Origin of the sequence: Shewanella sp. AS16 (assembly GCF_021412365.1) — a bacterium.
In the GTDB taxonomy this organism is placed as follows: domain Bacteria; phylum Pseudomonadota; class Gammaproteobacteria; order Enterobacterales; family Shewanellaceae; genus Shewanella; species Shewanella salipaludis.
This window is the reverse complement of record NZ_JAKCLK010000004.1, coordinates 168,126-190,165: the sequence shown is the minus strand read 5'-3', so window position 1 is coordinate 190,165 and position 22,040 is coordinate 168,126. Positions and strand designations below refer to the sequence as shown.

Sequence of the window (22,040 nt, the reverse complement as noted above, 5' to 3'; positions counted from 1 at the left end):
GGTATTGCTCCTTTGTTGATATAACTTATGTAAATTTACCGCTAGGTTTTACGACTCAGAATAATTAAGGTAATTGTCCTAAGGCCCATCATATTAGTGCTCATTGAATGTCAATTTATTCCAATTGATGCACTGGTCGATTTTTTTAATTGACGCTAGTACTGAATTCTCGAATTTGTGCTGATTCTCTTTGTGTTTTCCTTTCTCATCATGAAAATAACCCAGGTAGCTATCTTCTCTTCTCTGGGAATCGATAAAACTCTTGGTGTTGTTGACTATATGGCCTAGTCCCATGCTGTTAATTATTTCGCCCTCATTTTCAATGGAGTTAAATAATGCGAGTAATAAAGGCAAATTATACTCGGCAGCTAGCCTTTGCATGTGACCAAGCGAATTGAGTGTACCTAGGTCGAATATGCTTTCGTCAGCTGTTATGTCTGACAGTTGGTCGTTGATGATACGTAGGCACATGGCAGCAACCAGCATGGTGTGATAATTCTTTGCCCAATGATGGAACTTATCACCATGTAATGCCCTTACATCATCTCCTATACGGCCCACCGGCCCAGGGATCACATCGTCGTTTTCCATGGACTGAGTTATTGCCGAGAACACCAGCTCGATATGCCATTTCTTGCAGTGTCCAATCAAGGCCAGAGAAGCCAGCAATTCCAGAGATAAGTCTAAGTCTTTCTTGGCGATGTACTTCAGCAACAGGGCCTCCAGCACCTTGTTGACACCGTGGTCGAAATCAACATTCAGGGCTAGAAAATCCGCTCTTCTCTGCATGCCTGTCAGATAAAATATGTTGTGTGTCAGTGCATAAGCCTGTGATTCATCCGCCAGGATAGGATCTGGAAGGCGGTAATAATTGGACATCTTGCTAAGCTTGTTCACCGGGAATATGTGCTCTATGTCACCGAATATCTGGGCCGCAAACACATAATCCATCATCCTGAAAGGTACCAGTTCGAGAGAGCGGGAGTGCTGTGAGTTCAGTTCCTTGGTGAAGTATTCGCTTAGCGGTGGTGTAACACCATAGAGATGTTTAGCTATGGCGATGGGCAAGCCGAATGCCAGGAACAGTTCTCTGTGGCGCTTGGCTAGTTGAAGAAACCTGTCATCGTTCAGATGGTTCAGGAATTGTGTCTTCAGTGCATGACTCTTGTCTTTAATCTCGTGTTTATCGCACACATATAAGTAAAGTGAATATTCGCAGAATGATTTCCGGTAGAGGAAAGTCGTATCCTTATCGGAAATATTATATGGATTGAAGAATTCTTTGTGGTTGTCGAGCCATAGGTCTATGCCCTTAATCCTGTCATTGATGAAATTTTGATAGTGATTAACGCAAGTCATTTGCTTTCTCCAATTTTCAAGTGGCTCAATCATTCATTATTTTTTGATTTAGATTAACTGCAAAAAGTATCAGGTAGTCACTCGTCGTGTATTCTTCGTCAAATGTATCTGTTCTGATGCTTTTGGGTTTTCTAGAGTGAATTTGATTTAAGGGTGAGTTTCAAGAGGGAATTTATAAACCTGATAGATGTTGCAGTTTTTTTAAGTTTTCAATATTAGCTGGCAAATATAACAGTTAATTAACTTCAGGGATGAGATAGCATTTATTTTATTTGTCGAGGAAATGTGTATGCAAAAACATGATTTTGGGTGTCAGCAGGTGGCCAGGGACTATTTGGGGGAAAGAATAAGCAATATCAACCTATGGTTGGATGAGCATGTTGAATGCTTCACACCAACAGTGACAGACAGCCCCAAGGCGATTGACTATCGTCGCAAGGCCTTCGGTGAGGCTGGTTTATATCTCTATGTTGCAGATAAATATCCGGCTTTTTCTGGTCCGACTCTGCTCCAGCAACATTATTGGCAAGTCTTGTCGTCATCGGCTTATCTTGAGCTGGCTCACCGTAATCCGGCAACTTATGGCTTGTATGCTTTCCCCGTTGCGGTAGCTAAGTCACTTGGGAGAAGTAATAGCAAGCTGGATCAATACTTTGAAGGCACTTATCAATCCAGGCATTTACGGTCAATTGAAATGCCACCCTTCAGATTGTTGGATAATTTGTTTTTTGCCCGCATTTACGACTTGGCGAAAATGCCTTATGCGGCAGATGACGTCATGGCTCTTACCAATATACAGAGACTGCCGGATCTCATCATGGCCGATGAAACTCAGGCTTATGCCTTGACCCATAACATATTTTATTTGACGGGGATGCAACAAGGGCAGGATTTCCTGGGATTGAATCCCGAGTTTGATCGCTCACATCTACAGGCGTTGGAAGGCTTGTTTGTGCGCTATATGGCGAATAACAATCTGGATCTGGCCTTAGAGTTGCTGATGTGCCTGATACTTACTGGTTTATGCAAGAAGTGGCATCTGCAATACGCACTGGAACTGGTAGAGAAAAACTTACTCGATGGCTGCATAGTGCCGGGTCCCGGAACCCCGGATGGCTTCGAGCTGCTGCAGGAGTCTAGTCAGGGCTTTCAGACTTGGGTCAAGCATTACCACACCATGCTGGTTGCCGGAATGGCATTTAGGTTAGCGGCTGCACATCTACAGGATATCTGGCAGGAAGGGCCCAGTTTACAGCATTTTGCTGCTTACGGCTGTGGCCAGGTACTAAGATTGCTGCATGATTACAATCTGCCCTTGGCCTTGACCGTGCTCAAGACACTCGAACAGCATCTTCCCGATATCAAAGAGCTGGAGTTGGAGCATTTGCTGGGGCTATCCATAGATTTCATCGAGGAACAGAAACAAGCGGATGGCAGCATAGGCTTTTACTACGATGAATATTGCACCTTAAGTGCCAAGGGAAAGGATTGGCAGGCCGCCAAAGATGCGATTCAGCTGCCACTCAGTCAGGTGTATAGGCAGATCGATTGGCCAAAATTACAGTCTGTTATCGCTTGAGGAGGCAGTCATGGAATTATCAATTAAAGAGTTCAACCTACTCATAGCCACAGTCATAGCCTTGAGCTTTGCGACGCAGCTCGGTGCTTATTTTTTTCAATACTCGGGCATAGGGCTTTGGTTGTTGTTCGCTACTCTCTGGGTACCTGTCATAGCTTGCTTGCTCAACGGCGACACAGCCAGGCGCATCATGCGCAGGAGTCTGACTTCTTTGAGCCTGAAGTGGACCCTTTTGGGGCTGTTGTCGGGTCTTCTGTTGCTGGGCGCCGAGCAAGCCGTGTTGTATCTATGGGATCTTGGGCAGTTGAATGTACAGGCCTATTATTTTGACATAACAGCCAAAGAGGTATCGCCCTATGGTGTTGCATTGCTGCTGGGTAATGATCCTCAGGGATATCTACTGTTTACCATTAATATCATGTTGACCATGGTGATTGCCGGGATGTTGGCCAGTTTGATCTTTGTCGTAGGCTTTGAAGCCTGTTGGCGAGGCGTACTCTATCGTCAGCTGGCGGCGCTGATGGGCATACACAAGGCGCCGATTTTCATCGGCTTGCTCATAGGCATATGTTTCATTCCTCTGCATGTGACGGGTTACTATAATGTCGAGTCTCCCTACTTGACCGCATTTGTGTACTTTCCACTGATCTGTATTGGGGTCAGTTATGTCATGGCGGGGTTGGCGGTGGATAATATCAGTGTCTGGCCTACGGCCATTGCCTTGGGGGTGTATATTGCAGGCTCAGGCAATCTCTTCCTGGTGGCTGAGAATGCGGGTTCCAGCCTCGAAGCCAAGGCAATAGTCTTGACTATAGTGAGTCTATGGGTGCGCAGTGCCTTGATTAGTCGCTACCAAGACAATGAAGCCATGCAGCAGGAGTCGCTAATGAATGCGGAACCACTCTTGTTACCATTCAAGACAAGTTGATCACTGCGGGAGCCGTACGCCCGTTCCCGCTCTGACTCTGCTTATATGCACCGGCAGTTGCTTTAAGTTGCTATTCGGGAGGGGCTCCCTGCATGGAACGGGAAAGCCGTGTCGTTAGGAATGATGTTAATTAGTGCTGTTCCGCTGGGTACGGTTATGGTTAATGCCTGTTGCTCTCTTGAATGATATTACTCTGTTGCATATGGATGCTCGGATTAATAATTGTGCGTGGGATCTCATTCATTTAATTCAAGGCTTGGTAGTCTATTTCTTTATACTCATAAATAGGAGGTTTAATATTTATTTGGTTTTAAACTAGGGGCTGCAGTTTTGCGGTTTTTATGAGTGTTGTTGGTGCAGGGGTATAGTTGTAAGAGTGTGGGGGAGGGAGAGGCCAGACCAGCTTGACATAAGTGTTGGCCCCATATCCCTGGGAGGTTGGAGTACTAGTGGTGTTGGCCTATATTCAAATTGTCATCGACTTTTATCCACAACGCGACAGATTTTTCTATTCCTACTTGCATCGATTTTCCATCTCCCATTCTGCGCATTGTCACGCCCAAGTATTTCAATATTCTCTCACAAGCGACAGTGGTGACCAGTACATAGTCTGTGATGTTGTTTTCTATGGCGAAAGTGTAGAAGGAACGAACCAGGGATGCGGTATCTTCACTGGCAATGGCCATATTCTTGCCATCCCTGTTTTTACTTATGGCAAAGCGGCTGATTTCAAATATATTGCTGTCTTCCGGAGGTGTTTCCCCTCTCAATAATTGTGGGAATACATCTTTAAGCATGTATTTGTTTGTTGTCGGCAAGGCTCTCCAACAACCTATAAGGTTATTTTTGTTGTTGCTCATGGTAATATAGCTTGGAGTTTGTTTGTCAAAATTATCTTTCTCCAAACCATTTGATATTTTGACTTCCCATCCGAGTCTTTCGTTAAAAACTTCCCCTCTCAGTCTGAACATTTCTTCTAATAATAGAGCATTCTTGTTATCTGAAATGTTGTGGTCTTTGATTATTTGTATGTTTCTCATTGCTTGAGCCTCATTTGATTTTTGATGGACTCAAATCCTATTCAAAGAGCTCATGCTTGTTCAGCTATCAGATTTTACAGTCTGGGAATATGGCACCTTTAATTAGCTTAAAACTGAATTAATACAACTGTAAAAACTGACAGTTAATATCCGGTAACCAGTCATATCTGACAGTGATGCCTTCGTCATGCTCTGGCTATAATCTGCCAAGTGATTATCTTATTCGATGTGGTTTAGCATGATGATTGGAAAGCATGATGGGGTCGATCATTCCCATTACATGGCGCTGGTACTGGACAAGGCATCGAGCATATCGCCCAATGCCGGAGTCGGATGGATGTTGTGCCGTAATGGCCGGGTGCTGGCGATCAGAGGCAGTATGCACGGTGAAAGACTCGATGCCTTACTCGAGGATATTGACGTCTATGGCGAGGCGGCCGATCTCTATTTGTCATCCCCCCCCAATCCGCTGTTTGTCGATTCCCAGGTGTTGCTGGATGTGGCGATAAGAGGACAAATTAAGCAAATCCTGTTTCCGCAATTGGATGCGCACTTGTGTGCGCCCTTTGAGCCGCAACCCTTGTTGTCCCCAGCGACAGTTGACATAGTACCCTTGCCCAGCTGGTTGCTGGAGATCCGCTCTTACCTGACCTTGCAGACCTATATGCAGAAGCACCGTCCCTGGGTGACTTGTGTTACCTCTGCCGATCTATGTGGGCGGGAAAGCTCACTGGAGACCTTTGAGCATGAATTTGGGGCAATGGATTATCTGCGGAACTTGTTTCAGGGGGCACACTTCATTGCGACTCAGCCACACTCCATGCCCACGTCGCTGGACAAGCTCACCAATAACCTGGGGCATGATTTGCCCCCTTACTCTATGTCGCACTTGCACGAGGCCAAGACTCTGCTGAGCCAAGGTTACGCCAATAAGCAAACGAGCTGTGTCCTGGTGACCTCGGTGGCGTTCGCTGCCAGCCTGGTGAAAGAGGGTTTGGTGGATGAAATAGTGTATCACTTGAGCCTGGGCCGGGGATTGCCCAATGAGCAGCCCATAAGGCTGCTTTCCGATGAGTGGGAGATATTTTCCAGTGCTCAATTCAGTAATGGCATCAGATTAAATGCCCGCCGAAAAGGGCTGTATGTCTGTGATAACCTCAGTAAGTTAAAGCTGGGCAGGCTTAATTAAATATTGGGCTTAATCAGGTTTTTCTTTATCGCCAGTGCGACGGCATGTTGCCGGTTAACGGCGCCCAGTTTGGTGGTGGAATTGTTCAGATGAAAGAGGATGGTTCGCTCCGATATGCCCACTATTTGTGCTATCTCCCAGGCTGTTTTACCTTCGCATGCCCAAAACAAACACTCTAATTCCCGTTTGGTTAACTCGGTCTTGGCCGATGGGGTATTGCTTAGCTCTATCAGCAGGTAACGTTCGAATAAGTGAGTGGCAAAGGTATGGCAGAACATCTGGGCATTATCCAGTATGCTATTGGCATCGGTTCTTTTGCCTATGGCCATGCTGAATACGGCAATATTTTCTGAAGAAGATTTCAGCGGAATACTGATGCCATTGAATAAGCCATATTCGGCGGCATCTTTAAATACCTTTAATCCCGTAGCAGAATTAAAATTATCGGACGCAATTAATTTGTCCCAACGTATGGGAGACTGGTGCTGGATAATATATTTAACCACGGGGTCGGCCTGTTGCTTGCCTTCTTTGAAATAGCGTGCCAGCCACTCTTCCGGGTAGTTAGACAGTAGGCGTATGGTCGGTGCATAGGATGACTCCTGGCCTATGATACCGATCAGATAGTAGGGGATATCGGTTAACTGACAGAATAGTTCACAACAATCTTTAAGTTCATCAAAGCTGTTGCAAACAGCGAGTTTGTCGGTCAGTTCGTAAAATTGTGCTACCTGCATCGTTAATATCCTTGTTATGCCTATCCTTGTACTCGCGCTCCATGACAGCTACTGCCAGCCCCCATGGGGATCAACCTGAATGATGCGATTCAATTGATTAAGTTATCAAAATGTTAATGTAAATACAATCGATGCGACGAGAGGATGTACCAGTCATATGGGATAGCAGGCGGGATACTGTCATTTCTGCCAACTTAGCCGCTCCTTTGTTTCCATGTAGGTTAAGAGTCTCAATTGTGGTATGGGGCAATGATATGGAAGGTAATTCTCGCCGCGAAGAAGAACTCAGATTGGAAATTCATGGCTTGCATAAGGAATACGGCAACAATGTCGTTGCTTTGGCTCAAGCCAGCGCCGTGTTCAAACCCGGCATTACCGGGTTGGTGGGCTCCAATGGTGCGGGTAAGTCCACTCTGATTAGGTTACTTGCACAACTCGAACGCCCAAGCCGGGGGGCGATTACTCTGGGTCAGCGGAATGCCACGGTTGATCCAGGCATCATAAGGCGGACTCTGGGCCTGCTTCCCCAGCACTTTGGCGTATATGAACAGCTGACACCCAGGCAATTCCTGCGCTATCTAGCGGCGGTTAAGCGGGTCGAGAACAGGAAGATAGAATCAGAGATCGACGACTTGCTAGCGCGCCTGAATTTGACTCAGGTGCAGGATAGCCAACTCAAAACCTTCTCGGGAGGCATGCGTCAAAGGGTCGGCATAGCCCAGGCATTGCTGGGGACGCCGGATATAGTGATCCTCGACGAGCCGACGGTGGGGCTGGATCCTCTCGAACGGGTGAGTTTCCGTAAGCTGTTGACCGACCTGGCCCAAAGTAAAATTGTGATTCTTTCCAGCCATATAGTGTCCGACATCGCGTCTATGGCAGATCAGATTATGGTGTTGAATAAGGGGCATGTCTCCGCGTTCGACACCCCGGAAAAATTGCTTGGCGCTATGACGAACAAAGTCTGGTCAGTCCCCATTGCCGAGCAAGAGTTAGCCTCTTTCGAACGGGATTTCATGGTGTGCGATGTAGAGCGTCACAGTCTGGGGCTGACGCTAAGAGTGGTCGCCGACGTGCAACCTACGTCTGCAGCTAAGGCGGTTGCCCCCAATCTGGAAGATGCTTACTTGTGTTTCAGTCGTGCCGATGCACTCGAGGTGCATTGATATGTTGAGTCACATGCGTACTATTTTATGGTTGGACATGAGACATAGGCTACAGAGCCCCCACACCTGGTTGGTATTTTTGGGGGTGATTGCACTGACCTTGTTGCTCTTTCCCAGCCCCTATGCAGGTTATGCGGTAGTGGACATTCAAGGGGCCCGTGGCGTCTACAACTCGGCCTGGATGGGCGCCTCCCTGGCCTTGGTCGGTTCCGCTTTCATGTTCCTCATGGGCTACTACCTGGTCACAGGCACAGTGGAGCATGACAGACACCAGGGGCTACTGCCCTTGATGTTATCTTCGAGGCTCAGCATCAATGGTTATTTGCTGGTTAAATTTTTTTCACATCTATTACTGCTAAATTGCCTGGGAATTACCATGGTTTTGGTTGCCATGCTGCAACAGCTTGTCATGGCCGAGCAGGCTGGCCTGCGGATTGCGGATTATGTCCTACCCTATCTGGTATTGTTTGAACCAATACTTGTGCTCGTGGCCACCATAACCATCTTGTTTGAGGTTATCCCCAAGCTGGCGAGCCAGTACGGCAATCTCGGCTACTTTTTCCTCTGGGCCATGCTGAGTGTGGCCAACATGGGGGGCTTGTCTGCGCATTCGGCCATCACAACACAGATGGCAGCGGCAGTCGCTACGCCTGCCGATGTACCTCTGCAGGTATCGTTAGGTTTTTCAGCCCTGAAACAACAACAGCTGACGTTCGATTGGGGGGGCGCTGTCTATGACAGCAGCGTCTGGCTGCCCGTCATGCTGCAGCTGTTGCTGGCGGTTTGCATCATGCTGCTGGCCATGTATTTGGCCAATAATGGGTATCACTTGCTGTATCACGCCAGAGATGCGGAAACACCACGAAAGCGCTCAGCCGGGCGTCCAAATCAGTTGGCTTACCGCTGGTTCCTCCTGCTAACCCGGCGCCTCAATTGCGCCTTTGTGCTACGGGCCGAGCTGGAGCTCTTATTCGCCGGTCTGTCATCGAGTCTTTCGCTTATCTTGTTATCCTTGTCATTGGCGGCCCTGATATTGCCCCTGGCTGCTGTGCAGACAGTACTGCTGCCGTTGCTTGCCTTGTTGCCCATACTGACCCTTTCTCGATTCAGCGTCCGCGATGTGTTCTATGGCACCCGGGAGCTTATCGAGTCGAATTGCAGCAAGCTCACCCTTGCCCGGACACGCTGGCTGGCTGCTGTGCTGTTCTTGCTCATCTGCAGCTGTGGTTTGCTGCTGCGTTTCATTTTTGAGCGGGACTTGCTGGCGGTGTTGCACTTGCTGGCTTTTATCTTGCTGTTGCCCAGCATGTCTATGCTGCTGGCGGGTTGCTTCCATTGGCGTAAAGGCTTCGAGCTGTTATATCTGCTGTTGTGGGTGGTGGGGCCGATCAACAAGACGGGTGAGTTAGACTTTATCGGGGTGACCCAGGAACATCTGGCCTTAGGCAGCACCTGGTTGGTTGCAACTTGTTGTACTGTTTTGCTGTTGCTCGTAAAAGGTGAGCGGCTACCTTGGTTCCCTGCCGGGACAACAGGAAAGGCTAAGGCGTAATGAGCCGGTGGATTCCGCCGCTGCTATCTGCACTGCTAGTCAGATAATTTACCCACCATCTTGCCGGGGTCGACCCAGAGATCGAACTCCTCGGCGCTGACATAGCCCAGTGCCAGCGCCACTTCCTTCAGCGAACGCCCCTCCTTATAGGCCGTCTTGGCGATCTGCGCCGCCTTCTCATAACCTATGTGGGGATTGAGGCTGGTCACCAGCATCAGTGACTGCGCCAGATAATGCTCTATCCTGGGCAGATTGGGGCTGATGCCGGCGGCACATTGATCGTTGAAGCTTGCACAGGCATCGCCCAGTAATCTGGCGCTCTGCAGCACATTGGCGGCGATCAGCGGCTTGAAGACATTCAGCTGGAATTGGCCATTGCTGCCGGCGATGCCCACTGTGACATCGTTGCCCATTACCTGCGCCGCCACCATGGTCAGGGCCTCGCACTGGGTTGGGTTGACCTTGCCCGGCATTATGCTGGAGCCCGGCTCGTTGTCGGGAATGCATAGCTCGCCTATGCCACAGCGGGGACCGCTGGCGAGCATGCGGATGTCGTTGGCGATTTTCATCAAGCTAACCGCTAACCGGCGAAAGGCACCGCTGAGTTCGACCATGGCGTCGTGGGCAGACAGGGCCTCAAATTTATTCGGTGCTGTCACGAAGGGATAGCCTGTGAGTTCGGCGATTTGCTTGGCAACGGCTTCGGCATAGCCTTCGGGGGCATTGAGCCCTGTGCCCACAGCAGTGCCTCCCAGGGCCAGCTCGCTCACCATGACGAGGGCATGCTTGATGGCGCGGATGCCATTATCCAGTTGCTGCACATAGGCACTCAGCTCCTGCCCCAGGGTGAGCGGGGTCGCATCCATGAAGTGGGTGCGGCCTGTCTTGACTATCGTCATTGAGTCCCGTGATTTCTGTGCCAGGGTGTCGCGCAGCTTTTGCACCCCTGGCAGTGTGGTTTCGACCGTGACAGTGTAAGCGGCGATATGCATGGCGGTGGGAAAGGTGTCGTTGCTGCTTTGGCTCTGGTTGACGTCATCGTTGGGATTGAGTTTCTTCTCCTTGTCACCCAGTCGGCCACCACCGAGTTCCTGTGCCCGCCAGGCGATGACTTCGTTCAGATTCATATTGGTCTGGGTGCCGCTGCCCGTCTGCCAGATGACCAGGGGGAATTGCGCATCCAGCTTCCCGGCCAAAATCTCGTCGCATACCCGGGTGATGAGGTCGGTTTTCTCCCGGCTCAGGCCCCCAAGTTGGCAGTTGGTCAGGGCCGCCGCTTTCTTGAGTTGGGCGAAGGCGTAGATGATTTCAAGCGGCATGCTGGCACTCGGGCCTATGGGGAAATTGGTGCGGCTGCGCTCCGTTTGGGCCCCCCAATAGACGTCACTCGGAACTCGTACTTCCCCCATGGTATCGGTTTCGATTCTGTGTGCCATAAACTGGTTCCTTCTTGCGGTATGTGTGCCTGTGCCGGACTTTTCCTTCTTAGCTTAGCCGCGATCTTGGCCCCGGGAGCAGGAATTTGGCCAAGATTTGCCCGCGGTATTCCATCCCGTGGCCAACTAAGGTATAAGGGCGCTATGAAAACTCCTAAACGCATCCAACCTTTGGTTGATGAAGGCCTGGTCGATGAAGTCATCAGCCAGCTAATGAGCGGTAAAGAAGCGACCGTCTATGTCGTCCGTTGTGGCGAGGATATTCGCTGCGCCAAAGTCTATAAAGAGGCCAGCCAGCGTAGCTTTAAGCAGGCGGTACAGTATCAGGAAGGCCGCAAGGTGCGTAATAGCCGCCGGGCGAGGGCCATGGAGAAGGGCTCCAAGTTTGGCCGGGATCAGCAGGAAGAAGCCTGGCAAAATGCCGAGGTCGATGCCTTGTATCGCCTGGCTCACGCCGGGGTGCGGGTACCTCAGCCCTATGGCTGTTTCGACGGCGTGCTCCTGATGGAGTTGGTCACAGATGATGAAGGCAATGTGGCTCCCAGACTCAATGATGTCAGCATGTCGGCAGATACGGCGCGCCGGCATCATGCCCTGGTCATGGGTTATGTCACCCGCATGTTATGTGCCGGGCTGGTCCATGGCGATCTGTCTGAATTCAACGTGCTGGTCGACAGCGCCGGGCCCGTGATCATCGACCTGCCACAGGCTGTGGACGCGGCGGCCAACAACCATGCCAAATGGATGCTGGCGCGAGACGTGGACAACATGAGCCAGTATTACGGCAGATATGCCCCCGAGTTGTTGACGACCCAATATGCCAAAGAGATCTGGGCCTTATACGAAGCGGGCGAGCTGAAACCCGACACCCGCCTCACGGGTGAGTTTGAGGAGGTCCTGCTGGAAGCCGACGTGAACTCCGTGCTGGAAGAGATCCAGGCCGCCTTCGAAGAGGCCCAGGAGCGCAAGCTAAGGCTGCAGGAAGTGGAGCTGGAATAGCCGCGTTATTTTGCCGCCGGCCATCCCAGCATCGTTGGCGAGTGTCACGCCTTAGGCAGCGGGGCGCGCCTTCCGGTCGCTCCCCTTAACCGTTGGCATCCAGCGCCAGCATGCAGCGCCAACATCGTCAGCACCCATGGGCGGCATTCAGTTCATTGTTGAGTAAGCGGATTTTTTGCTGCAAATGGGCTATTTCTGTCAGCAGCGCCGCCTCTCTTTGCTTTGGCGCCTGCTCACTTTCCCTGACCCACAGGTACACTGTCTTGCTCGAGAGGCCGTACTGGCGGGCGACATCCGACAGTAGCCGGCCATCGGCCTTGACCGCTGCTATGACTTTGAGTCTGATATTGTTTTCTGTGCTCCCCATGGCGCTATTCCTTCTCTTAGGCTTGAAATCTATCTGCTTAAATCTGTCTGGCTGTCGGTAAAATGTCCCTCAGCGCTGTTCGACATCCCACTGGCTGTAACCCAGGCGGCTGAGGCTGAGCCATTGATGACGACAGGCGTTGAATAAAGAGATCAGATTTTTCATGACTTTCTCCCGGTGGCAAGTGGTTGTTCTGTGGCTTGGCTCAAGTACATAGGATTCGGATCTGCACTCGTGCAAAAAAACATATGGGAAACTATGTAAGAAGTGTGCCAACTTCCAGTTGCAAAGTTATTCATTTTAAAACATGAACTTACGATTTAACTTTGGAGCGAGGGATAGCCAGGGGATAGCAAAAATGGTGCATGCCGCACCGTTTTAGCACCCGAGCCAGCCAGTGGATAAGCTGTATCTATACTGAATTCGTGATGATTACCGCTCCGGATGGCCAACAAGCTATTGTGTGTGCGCCAATAACTTATATACTTCAGAGCTGATTGTGGCGGCGTATTTTGGCTATCTTATCCGCCCGTTAATCGGCCATCGGTTGGATGGCCAGAAGAAGAAACCTTGAGAGGTTCACATATGACGATGAAATTTCATAAAACGACCCTGATGACACTGTCCTTGGTGTCGGCTGCGTTGCTGGCTTCGGGCTGCAGCACAGTCAATCCTTATACCAATGAGCAGCAGACGGCGAAAGCCACCACTGGTGCCCTGATAGGTGCCGTTGCCGGTGCCGCAGTCGGCGTTGCTTCGTCCAGTAAGAAAGATCGCGGCAAGGGCGCCCTGATAGGTGCGGCATCCGGTGCCGCCGTCGGTGGCGGCATAGGTTATTACATGGATGTGCAGGAAACCAAGCTGCGTCAGCAGTTGGCGTCGACCGGTGTCAGCGTGACCCGAGATGGCGATAACATAGTGCTGAACATGCCTAACGAAGTGACCTTCGCCGTGGATAAGACAGACTTGAGCGAAGGGGCCAAGTCTGTGCTGCATTCTGTGGCCTTGGTGGCCAAGGAATACAGCAAGACTCAGCTGAATGTGTTGGGTTATACCGACAGTTCAGGTTCTGATTCCTATAACCTGCGCCTGTCTCAGGTGCGTGCCAACGAAGTCGGCAGCTATCTGATGCAGCAAGGCGTGGCGGCGAACAGGGTACGGACTCAGGGGATGGGCGAGAGCAATCCTATCGCCTCCAACGGTTCGGCCGCGGGTCGGGCACAGAATCGCAGGGTCGAGATAGTGCTGACACCTACGGGTTAAGCCGAGGCGTTATCCTGTAGCAGCAAGAATAAAACCACCCTGGGGTGGTTTTATTGTTTTCGGGCTTTATTTTTTCCTTAAATACCGGTCTTAAATACCTGGCTTAAATGCCGCACTTAAGCCAGGCAGGTTCGGGCTTGGCGACCAGGGTTAGTGCATCAGGAACAGGGTGGCGAGTCCGAGGAAGGCGAACAGGCCGATCACATCAGTGACAGTGGTCAGTACCATGCCACCCGCGAGTGCGGGATCTATGTTGAATTTCTTCAGCAGCAGCGGGATCCCGGCCCCGGCGAAGCCCGCGACCGTCATGTTGATCAACATGGCGCCGCCTATCAGGGCACCGAGGGCCATATCGTTTTTCCAGAGCCAGACGGCGACAAAGACCAGCAAAGACCACACCAAACCGTTTAACATGCCTATGGCCAATTCCTTGCCTATCAACCAACGGCTGTTGCTCTGACCGACATGGCCCAGGGCTATGCCGCGAATAACCAATGCCAGGGTCTGGTTGCCGGCAACGCCTCCCATGCTGGGGACTATGGTCATCAGAATGGCTATGGTGGCAAATTGCTCCAGGGTGCCCTCGAACAGGTTGCTGACCGAGGCGGCGAGCAGGGCGGCGAACAGGTTGATGGTCAACCAGAGCGAACGCCTCAGTGTGCTCTTGAGTACCGGGCCGAAGGTATCCGCATCGTCCTCCATCCCGGCCATGCCCATCATGGAATGATCGGCATTCTCACGGATCACATCCACCACATCGTCGATGGTGATGCGGCCAAGCAACTTGCCCTGTTCATCGACCACGGGGGCCGATACCCAGTCGTGGCGTTCGAACAGCTGCGCGACTTCGGTATCCCCCATGGCGACTGGAATGCGCTCGAGCTCGGGATCCATTATGCTGCGCACGCTGGCGGTGGGATCGCAGGTCAGGAGATCTGCCAGCCTGACGCCGCCCAGCACTCTATCCCGCTTATCGACCACATAGAGAGTGTCCGTGGTATCGGGCAAGGACCCACGTTGGCGCAAATAGCGCAGTATGACATCCAGGTTGACGTCCGGCCTCAGGGTCACAGTGTCTGTATTCATTATGCTGCCGGCGGTGTCATCCGGGTAGGACAGGGCCTGTTCAACCCTGAGCCTGTCCTGGCTGCTCATGGATTGGAGCACGCGCTTATATAAGGCATCTGGCAGGCTGCGCAGTATATAAGCCAGCTCGTCTGTGTCCATGCCCGCCGTCGCCTTGGCGACGCTTTCCGGACTCATCTGGCGAATGAGGTGATCTTTGAGATCTTCTCCCAAGGCTTCGAGGATTTCGCCCGTCTGTTGGGTGTCTATCAGTTGCCACAGCACCTGGCGGGTACGCGGTGGCGAGGATTCGAGAATGAGGGCTATGTCTGATGCCGCCATGTCATGGAGCATGTTGCGTACATGGACAAACATGCCGCTGCCAAGGGCCTGATTGAGGCGTGCCAGCCTCTGGGCTGTGACTTCAGCTTCTATTGTTTCGACAGGCATGGGTCCCTCGGTGGCTCAATGCGGCGCTATCTTAGGCCTGGTATCTTTGACTCGTAGGAAAGGTTAGCTGGCTTCGTCGAACTTGGCGTCTATCAGGGCGCAGATGGCGTCCAGTGCCGCCTCGGCATCTTTGCCTTCGGCCTTGATGGTAATGCGTTTCCCCATGCCGGTTTCCAGCATCAGGAGGCCGAGCACGCTGGCGGCCGAGGCCTGTTTATCCCCTTGAATGAGGGTGATGCTGGCATCGAAATCCGACGCCAAGATTGCAAGCTTGGTGGCGGCCCTGGCGTGCAGCCCCAGCTTATTGCAGATGGTGACCTGACGTTCAAGCTTTGGCATGACTCAGTTCCCTATGGCGGGCCTGCACCTTATGTTTACCGTTGGCGAAGCGTTTGGCCAGTTGTTCGGCAACATACACAGATCTGTGCTGGCCACCTGTGCAGCCTATGGCGATCGTCAGATAGCTGCGATTGTTGCGCTCCAGGTGCGGCAACCAGGTTTCCAGCAGGTTTTCTATCTGCCAGATGAACTTATTGACCAGGGGCTGACGGCTCAGGAAGTCCTGTACCGGCTCATCCAGGCCGGTGAGCGGCCGCAGTTCCGCTTCCCAGTGAGGGTTGGGCAGGAAACGTACATCGAACATGAAGTCGGCTTCGGTTGGCATGCCATGCTTGAAACCGAAGGATTCGAAGTTGATCACCAGCTCTTTGTCGACACTGCCGAGCAGGATCTGCCTGACCTGGTCGCTCAGTTCATAGATATTCAGGTTGGAGGTATCTATGTAGTGATCGACCAGCTTAGACACGGGCTCGAGCAACTTGCCTTCGAGCTTGATGGCTTCCTGCAGCGAGACCTTGCTCTTGGATAGGGGGTGCAATCTGCGGGTTTCACTGTAGCGTTTGAGCAATACCTTGTCGCTGGCATTGAGGTAGAAGCTGCTGAGTTCTGTCCCCTGCGGCAACCGGGCGAGCTGTTGTTCCAGCACCTTCTCCTGCTCCGGCATGTTGCGCACATCTATGCTGATGGCCACCAGATCGTTGCTGCCCTTGAACTGTTCCAGCAGGCTGCCGATGAGCTGCAGTGGCAGGTTATCGACACAGTAGTAGCCCAGATCTTCCAGTACCCGCAGGGCAACAGATTTTCCTGAGCCGGAGCGGCCCGAGACTATGACAAGCTTCATCCAGTGATTACCTGATAGAGTTCCGATTCATCGCAGGTCTTGCGCAGCTGTTTCAATATCAGCTTATTGCTGAGTTTTTCAGCCATGCAAGACAGGGTGCTCAAGTGCAGTTGACATTGATCTGCCGGGACCAGCAAGGCAAACAGCAGGTCTACCGGTTGTTTGTCTATGGCATCGAAGGCAATGGGTTCCTCACACTTGACCAACACGGCAATAGGTTGCTCTATGTCGGTCAAGCGCCCGTGTGGGATAGCGATACCATTGCCTATGCCAGTACTGCCCATTTTTTCTCGCGCCACCAGGCTTTCAAAGATCGCCTGAGATGAGAGGTTTGGGTACTGGGCCGCAACTAAGTCGCCTATGAGTTCCAGTACCTTTTTCTTACTGCCTGGAGTGGCGCAGGTGGTGCATTCCGGCCGCAGTATGCTACTAAGTTGCATTATTAGTGTTTTGTCAGCTTCTCTTTGTGTTTAATTACCTGACGGTCGAGTTTATCGATCAGGACGTCTATCGCGGCATACATATCGGCATGCTCCGAGGTGGCATACACCTCACCACCGGTAAGATGGATTTTGGCTTCGGCAATCTGTTGCGTTTTCTCAACATTGAGCACAACGTGCACATTATTGATCTGTTCGAAATGGCGTTCAAGTTTTGAAAATTTTTCTTGTACATAATCACGCAATGAATCTGTGATTTCTATGTGGTGCCCAGTCAGATTAATTTGCATATACCTCTTCCTCCAATGTCCTAAGTGTCTATAAACTCTTACGTTGATTTGAGGGGGGGATCAACATGGCTTCACGATATTTGGCTATGGTGCGCCGGGCAACATTGATCCCCTGTTCTGCCAGAAGTTGCGCCATTTTGCTGTCGCTCAGAGGCTTCTTCTGGTTTTCCGCCGCGACCAGCTTCTTGATGAAGGCGCGGATAGCGGTAGATGAGCACTCGCCACCATCGTCGGTACTGACGTGGCTGGAGAAAAAATATTTTAGTTCAAACAGGCCTCTTGGGGTATGCATATATTTCTGGGTGGTCACCCTGGAAATGGTGGACTCATGCATCTCGACGGCCTCGGCGATATCGTTGAGCACCATGGGCTTCATGGCTTCCTCGCCATACTCGAAAAAGCCCTGCTGGTACTGGACTATGCAGTTGGCTACCTTGAGCAGGGTGTCGTTGCGACTCTCCAGGCTCTTGATAAACCATTTGGCTTCCTGCAGATGTCCGCGGATGAACTGACTGTCGGCCTGGCTCTTGGTGCTGCGGGCCATGGCGGCATACTGTTGGTTGACACTGATCTTAGGCATGCAGTCCGGGTTGAGCTCGACCACCCAGCGTCCGCTTTTCTTCATGACAGAGACATCCGGGATCACATACTCATCATCGACAGGGGTGATGAGCAATCCCGGGCGCGGATTCAGCGTCTGGATCAGGGCTATGGCCTGCCTCAGCTCATCTTCCTTGAGCCGGGTCTTGCGCATCAGGGTGCGAAAATCGCGGCCGGCGATGAGTTCAAGGTGATCTTTAATCAGGAGCCGGGCATTGTCTATGTGGGGGGTATCGGCGGCAAATTGCGCCAGTTGGATCAGCAGGCATTCACTTAGGTCGCGGGCCGCGACTCCTATGGGATCGAAATGCTGAATGCGCTTGAGCACGGCTTCGACTTCATCCAGCTCTATCTCAGGGTTGCCCATGGCATCGAGTATCTCTTCCATGCTCTGGGTCAGGTAACCCTGTTCGTCTATGGCATCTATGATGGCCGTCGCTATCGCCAGGTCGGTTTCCGAGAAGGGGGTGAGATTCTTCTGCCATTCCAGATGCTCATACAAGCCATCGCTGGTTTCCCCCTGGAAGGGCATATCGTCCTCCCGCATGCCGCCGGAGCCGGAATTGGGCGAGGCGGTGAACACTTCATCCCAGGTGGTGTCCATGGGCAGCTCATCCGGCATGGACTCCTGGGTCAGAGATTCGGCGGTATCAACGGTCGAACTGTCCTTGTCCGTCGACACTTGGCTGTTGTCGCTGAAGTCGGTATCCGGCTGCGCCGGATTTTCGTTGGTGCCGGCAGCCTCATAGCTATCCTCCTCCTGCTCGAGAAGGGGATTGGAGTCTAGTGCTTGTTGGATCTCTTGTTGCAGTTCCAGTGACGAGAGTTGCAACAGACGTATCGCCTGTTGTAATTGGGGCGTCATGGTTAACTGCTGACCCAGTCTTAACTGGAGTGACGCTTTCATCTTACCGCTGATCCCTACTTATTATTCTTGAACACAATTGTTGGCTCATTGGTGTTGGCTCGCTGGTGTTGGTGATAGTGCCGACTGTCAACCCGCCATGGTCTGAAAGTGCCGGCCCATGCCTTAACTATAGCCTGAATTGTTCTCCTAAGTACACAGCCCTAACTTGCTGATTGTCTAGGATCTCTGCCGGCGTTCCTTCGGCAATAAGATTGCCGTGGCTGACGATATAGGCATGTTCACACACATCCAGAGTTTCGCGCACATTATGGTCCGTTATCAACACCCCCAAGCCGCGGATCTTCAGGTGTTCGATGATTTTTTTGATGTCGATGACGGAAATCGGGTCGACCCCAGCGAAGGGCTCATCCAGCAGGATAAACTTGGGGTTGGCCGCCAGTGCCCTGGCTATCTCGACCCGGCGGCGCTCGCCGCCGGAGAGGGACATGCCCTGACTGTCACGGATATGGGTGATATGGAATTCTTCCAGCAGGTTTTCCAGCTGTTCTTCCCGCTGCTGCGCCGTCAGTGACGAACGCGTCTGCAATACGGCCATGATGTTGTCATGGACTGTGAGCTTCCTGAAGATGCTGGCTTCCTGGGGCAGGTAGCCTATGCCTTTACGGGCCCGCAGGTGCATGGGATCTGTGGTGAGATCGTCATCGTCGATGAAGATCTGTCCCTTGTCGCTCTTGACCAAGCCGACGACCATATAGAAGGTGGTGGTCTTGCCGGCACCATTGGGGCCGAGCAGACCTACGACCTGGCCCGTCTTTACCGTCAGGCTGACATCCTTTACCACCTGGCGGCTCTTATAGCTCTTGGCCAGGTTCTCGGCTCTCAAGGTAATCTGTGTCATTCCTGCTCCTGCTGGTTAACCTGCGGCTCGCTCTGTGGCATGGGCTTGGGCTCTTCCTGATAAGTTTCAGGTTGAATGATGGTGATCACCCTGTCATCGCCGTCGCCCGAGCTCTCGGCGATGAGTTTCTGCTCGCCTATGTTATAGCGGATGAGGTTGCCCTTAACTTGGCTGCCGGCCTGATCCAGGCTGGCATCACCCTTGAGGGTCAGGGTGCGGCTGGCTAATTCGTAACGTATTTCCTTGGCGCTGGCCGATGCCGGACGGCCATCATCGAGGATCTGCGAATAGGTGGCAGGATCCCCTATGGCGACCAGCACCTTGGCGCCATCGTTTTCGGGAGAATAGGCCCTCAGTTCGCTGGCGTGGATCTTGATTGACCCCTGAGTCACTTCGACCGGGCCGAAGAAGATCAGCTGGTTGTTCTTGATGTCGGCGGTTTGGCTGACGGCCTTGATCTTGACTTCTTGCTTGAGATCGCCTTCTTTGGCCACTGAACTCATGCTGATGACGCACAGCAGGCCGGCGAGGAATAAATTATTTTGCATCGTATGTACCTTCTATCTGACTGGTCAGCTGCACTTCTTGTGCATTGAGGTCGGCGTAAAGTCCTTGGCCCCGGATGTTGAAGTCTTTGCCCTTGACGTAGATGACTCTGTCGGATGTCATTATCATGGTGTTGAGATCCAGTTCCAGATAGCTTGTGGTGAGTGTCTGTACGGGTTCGGTCGGGCTGATGGCATCGATGATAACATCATTTTCCAGCACTACCTTGCCGCTATCCTTGTTGAGCCGCCCTTGGTTGGCCCTCAACCGCCATTGCGCCTGGCCCTTGTCCGGGTATATGAGGTAAACGGGTTGAGTGAACTTGGTGAGGTTGAACTCGGCGAAGTGCTCCATGTACTTGGCCGTGACCCGGCTGTTGACTTTGCCTTCGTCGTTGAAGCTGATGCTGCGCAAATCGTTGGCCATGAAGTCTGGCCTATTTTGCGCAGCCAAGTTGCCGCTGTCCTGGCTGCCATGTTTGTGCTGCACTTGCCAGTAGAGTATGAGTGCCGTGCTGAAAAACGCGATTATCGCCAGGGTGACCCGGTTCATACACTCATTCCATGGGCTGTGGTGAATTTATTTTGACTGAGCAGCAACAGGTCTGTCAGTTCCCTCAGTGCACCATGACCGCCCTGGATATGGGTCACCATGTGGGCATGTTGCCTCACATAGGGGTGACCGTCGGCGACGCACACGGCCAGGCCCACGGCTTTCATCACCGGCAAGTCCACTATGTCATCGCCTATGTAGGCGACTTCTTCCGGTTGCACCTCATAGCGCTCGAGCAGCTCACGGTAAGGAACAAATTTGTCGTCTATCCCCTGGTAGATGTGACTGATGCCGAGCGCCGTCATCCTGTTCTCAACGATTTTTGAGTTGCGTCCGGTGATCACCGCCAGGTTGAAACCGCTGGACAGGAGTGAGCGCACCCCGTAACCGTCGCGGGTGTGGAAAGCCTTGAGCTCTTCCCCGTTGTTGCTCATGTAGATGCGACCATCGGAAAATACCCCGTCGACATCGCAGATGAGCAGCTTGATCTTCTGGGCCCGCTGCCAGACGTCGGCGCTGATGGGGCCGTAAAAGCCTTGTTGTTCCATGTTAAATCACTCCCGCCTTGACCATGTCGAGCATATTGAGGGCGCCTATGGGGCGTTGGTTGGCATCGATCACTATCAGGCCATTGATATTTTTTTCTTCCATCAGCAGCAGTGCCTGGGCCGCCAGCACATTCTCCGTGATGGTGACACAATTACGTGTCATCACCTTGGCAATGGGGGTGGTGCGCAGGTTGACTTCTGCATCTATCACCCGGCGCAAGTCACCGTCGGTGAAGATGCCGACCAGCGCCTGCTTGTCGTCGACAATCGCCGTCATGCCCAAGCCTTTCTTGGATATTTCGTACAGGGCTTCGGTGATGCAGATGTCGTGGGGCACCAGGGGCAGGGCGTCGCCCTGATGCATGACATTGCTGACCTTGAGCAGCAATTTGCGTCCAAGGGCGCCGCCCGGATGCGACAGGGCAAAGTCGTCGCGGGTGAAGCCTTTGGCTTGCAGCAGGGCGACCGCCAGCGCATCGCCCATGACCAGGGTGGCCGTGGTGCTCGAGGTCGGTGCCAAGCCGAGCGGGCAGGCTTCTTCCTCGACCGCAATGCAGAGGTGCACCTGGCTCAGGCGGGCCATGTTGGAGTCGGGTTTGCCCGTGACCGCTATCATGGGAATGCCCATGCGCTGGATAACCGGCATCAGGGTCAGGATTTCGCTCGATTCCCCCGAATTGGAAATGGCCAAGATGATGTCGTTCTCCGCCAATACCCCGAGATCGCCGTGGCTGGCCTCACCCGGATGGACGAAGAAGGCGGGGGTGCCAGTGCTGGCGAAGGTGGCGGAGATTTTATTGCCTATATGACCCGACTTGCCCATGCCCATGACTATGACCTTGCCGCTGCAATTGAGGATCAACTCGCAGGCCTGGGCAAACTCGTCCGAGTCGACGTATTGATACAGATTGTCCAGTGCCGCCTTCTCGATATCGATAACGCTGCAGCCCCACCGGCGCAATTGGCTTTTATCTAGCATGTCTGTTTC

Annotated in this window: 23 protein-coding genes; 7 read left to right on the top strand and 16 right to left on the bottom strand. The window is 52.3% G+C overall.

The window, feature by feature from the left end; translation table 11 throughout:
* Positions 1 to 93: 93 nt before the first annotated feature.
* On the bottom strand, positions 94 to 1,392 hold the full coding sequence (locus LZP73_RS12980) for a DUF6895 family protein (RefSeq protein WP_234235434.1): 1,299 nt from the start codon (positions 1,390 to 1,392) through the stop codon (positions 94 to 96).
* A 256-nt stretch (positions 1,393 to 1,648) separates the two neighbouring features.
* Between LZP73_RS12980 and LZP73_RS12975 the strand changes: the two genes are divergently transcribed.
* A complete protein-coding gene (locus LZP73_RS12975) occupies positions 1,649 to 2,938 on the top strand; it encodes a DUF6895 family protein (protein ID WP_234235433.1) in 1,290 nt (429 codons plus the stop codon).
* Positions 2,939 to 2,948: 10 nt separating this feature from the next.
* Positions 2,949 to 3,866, top strand: a complete 918-nt coding sequence (locus tag LZP73_RS12970) for a hypothetical protein (protein ID WP_234235432.1) — start codon at positions 2,949 to 2,951, stop codon at positions 3,864 to 3,866.
* Positions 3,867 to 4,312: 446 nt separating this feature from the next.
* Here LZP73_RS12970 and LZP73_RS12965 read toward each other — a convergent pair whose 3' ends face one another.
* The gene (locus LZP73_RS12965; RefSeq protein ID WP_234235431.1) at positions 4,313 to 4,906 is read right to left on the bottom strand and encodes an acyl-homoserine-lactone synthase; all 594 of its coding nucleotides are present in this window, start codon (positions 4,904 to 4,906) and stop codon (positions 4,313 to 4,315) included.
* A 238-nt stretch (positions 4,907 to 5,144) separates the two neighbouring features.
* Between LZP73_RS12965 and LZP73_RS12960 the strand changes: the two genes are divergently transcribed.
* Complete coding sequence (locus tag LZP73_RS12960) at positions 5,145 to 6,095, top strand: hypothetical protein (protein WP_234235430.1); 951 nt, start codon at positions 5,145 to 5,147, stop codon at positions 6,093 to 6,095.
* Here LZP73_RS12960 and LZP73_RS12955 read toward each other — a convergent pair.
* Positions 6,092 to 6,832, bottom strand: a complete 741-nt coding sequence (locus tag LZP73_RS12955) for a LuxR family transcriptional regulator (protein ID WP_234235429.1) — start codon at positions 6,830 to 6,832, stop codon at positions 6,092 to 6,094. The genes LZP73_RS12960 and LZP73_RS12955 overlap by 4 nt on opposite strands.
* Before the next feature lie 254 nt (positions 6,833 to 7,086).
* On the opposite strand from LZP73_RS12955, the gene LZP73_RS12950 reads away from it, so the two are divergent.
* Both LZP73_RS12950 and LZP73_RS12945 read left to right on the top strand, forming a co-directional pair.
* Complete coding sequence (locus LZP73_RS12950) at positions 7,087 to 7,998, top strand: ATP-binding cassette domain-containing protein (protein WP_234235428.1); 912 nt, start codon at positions 7,087 to 7,089, stop codon at positions 7,996 to 7,998.
* Positions 7,999 to 8,011: 13 nt separating this feature from the next.
* Positions 8,012 to 9,550, top strand: a complete 1,539-nt coding sequence (locus tag LZP73_RS12945) for a hypothetical protein (RefSeq protein ID WP_234235427.1) — start codon at positions 8,012 to 8,014, stop codon at positions 9,548 to 9,550.
* 35 nt (positions 9,551 to 9,585) lie between these two features.
* Here LZP73_RS12945 and fumC read toward each other — a convergent pair whose 3' ends face one another.
* The gene (gene fumC / locus LZP73_RS12940) at positions 9,586 to 10,986 is read right to left on the bottom strand and encodes a class II fumarate hydratase (RefSeq protein WP_234235426.1); all 1,401 of its coding nucleotides are present in this window, start codon (positions 10,984 to 10,986) and stop codon (positions 9,586 to 9,588) included.
* A 144-nt stretch (positions 10,987 to 11,130) separates the two neighbouring features.
* Between fumC and LZP73_RS12935 the strand changes: the two genes are divergently transcribed.
* The gene (locus LZP73_RS12935; RefSeq protein ID WP_234235425.1) at positions 11,131 to 11,985 is read left to right on the top strand and encodes a PA4780 family RIO1-like protein kinase; all 855 of its coding nucleotides are present in this window, start codon (positions 11,131 to 11,133) and stop codon (positions 11,983 to 11,985) included.
* A gap of 127 nt (positions 11,986 to 12,112) precedes the next feature.
* Here LZP73_RS12935 and LZP73_RS12930 read toward each other — a convergent pair whose 3' ends face one another.
* Positions 12,113 to 12,352, bottom strand: a complete 240-nt coding sequence (locus tag LZP73_RS12930) for a transposase (RefSeq protein WP_234235424.1) — start codon at positions 12,350 to 12,352, stop codon at positions 12,113 to 12,115.
* Positions 12,353 to 12,943: 591 nt separating this feature from the next.
* On the opposite strand from LZP73_RS12930, the gene LZP73_RS12925 reads away from it, so the two are divergent.
* Positions 12,944 to 13,615: an OmpA family lipoprotein gene (locus LZP73_RS12925; protein ID WP_234235501.1), complete on the top strand. Its 672-nt coding sequence runs from the start codon at positions 12,944 to 12,946 to the stop codon at positions 13,613 to 13,615.
* A gap of 150 nt (positions 13,616 to 13,765) precedes the next feature.
* Here LZP73_RS12925 and mgtE read toward each other — a convergent pair whose 3' ends face one another.
* The 11 genes from mgtE to LZP73_RS12870 form a co-directional block, all read right to left on the bottom strand.
* Positions 13,766 to 15,130, bottom strand: coding sequence for a magnesium transporter (gene mgtE, locus LZP73_RS12920; RefSeq protein ID WP_234235423.1), 1,365 nt, complete (start codon positions 15,128 to 15,130; stop codon positions 13,766 to 13,768).
* Between the two features lie 63 nt (positions 15,131 to 15,193).
* Positions 15,194 to 15,469, bottom strand: a complete 276-nt coding sequence (locus tag LZP73_RS12915; RefSeq protein ID WP_169563960.1) for an HPr family phosphocarrier protein — start codon at positions 15,467 to 15,469, stop codon at positions 15,194 to 15,196.
* Positions 15,456 to 16,310 carry an RNase adapter RapZ gene (gene rapZ / locus LZP73_RS12910; RefSeq protein WP_234235422.1) on the bottom strand — a complete coding sequence of 285 codons (855 nt, stop codon included), beginning with the start codon at positions 16,308 to 16,310 and terminating at the stop codon, positions 15,456 to 15,458. The genes LZP73_RS12915 and rapZ overlap by 14 nt, the downstream gene beginning before the upstream one ends.
* Complete coding sequence (gene ptsN / locus LZP73_RS12905; protein ID WP_169563962.1) at positions 16,307 to 16,750, bottom strand: PTS IIA-like nitrogen regulatory protein PtsN; 444 nt, start codon at positions 16,748 to 16,750, stop codon at positions 16,307 to 16,309. Before ptsN ends, rapZ begins: the two co-directional genes overlap by 4 nt.
* Positions 16,751 to 16,752: 2 nt before the next feature.
* Positions 16,753 to 17,040 carry a ribosome hibernation promoting factor gene (hpf, locus tag LZP73_RS12900; protein WP_169563963.1) on the bottom strand — a complete coding sequence of 96 codons (288 nt, stop codon included), beginning with the start codon at positions 17,038 to 17,040 and terminating at the stop codon, positions 16,753 to 16,755.
* A gap of 28 nt (positions 17,041 to 17,068) precedes the next feature.
* A complete protein-coding gene (locus LZP73_RS12895) occupies positions 17,069 to 18,547 on the bottom strand; it encodes an RNA polymerase factor sigma-54 (RefSeq protein WP_234235421.1) in 1,479 nt (492 codons plus the stop codon).
* A 127-nt stretch (positions 18,548 to 18,674) separates the two neighbouring features.
* Positions 18,675 to 19,406 (bottom strand): LPS export ABC transporter ATP-binding protein, encoded by a 732-nt coding sequence (gene lptB / locus LZP73_RS12890; RefSeq protein WP_234235420.1) that lies wholly within the window; start codon positions 19,404 to 19,406, stop codon positions 18,675 to 18,677.
* On the bottom strand, positions 19,403 to 19,954 hold the full coding sequence (gene lptA, locus LZP73_RS12885; protein WP_234235419.1) for a lipopolysaccharide transport periplasmic protein LptA: 552 nt from the start codon (positions 19,952 to 19,954) through the stop codon (positions 19,403 to 19,405). Before lptA ends, lptB begins: the two co-directional genes overlap by 4 nt.
* Positions 19,944 to 20,504: an LPS export ABC transporter periplasmic protein LptC gene (lptC, locus tag LZP73_RS12880; RefSeq protein ID WP_234235418.1), complete on the bottom strand. Its 561-nt coding sequence runs from the start codon at positions 20,502 to 20,504 to the stop codon at positions 19,944 to 19,946. Before lptC ends, lptA begins: the two co-directional genes overlap by 11 nt.
* Positions 20,501 to 21,052, bottom strand: coding sequence for a 3-deoxy-manno-octulosonate-8-phosphatase KdsC (gene kdsC, locus LZP73_RS12875; protein ID WP_234235417.1), 552 nt, complete (start codon positions 21,050 to 21,052; stop codon positions 20,501 to 20,503). The genes lptC and kdsC overlap by 4 nt, the downstream gene beginning before the upstream one ends.
* 1 nt (position 21,053) lies before the next feature.
* A complete protein-coding gene (locus LZP73_RS12870; RefSeq protein ID WP_211164340.1) occupies positions 21,054 to 22,031 on the bottom strand; it encodes a KpsF/GutQ family sugar-phosphate isomerase in 978 nt (325 codons plus the stop codon).
* Positions 22,032 to 22,040 lie beyond the last annotated feature (9 nt).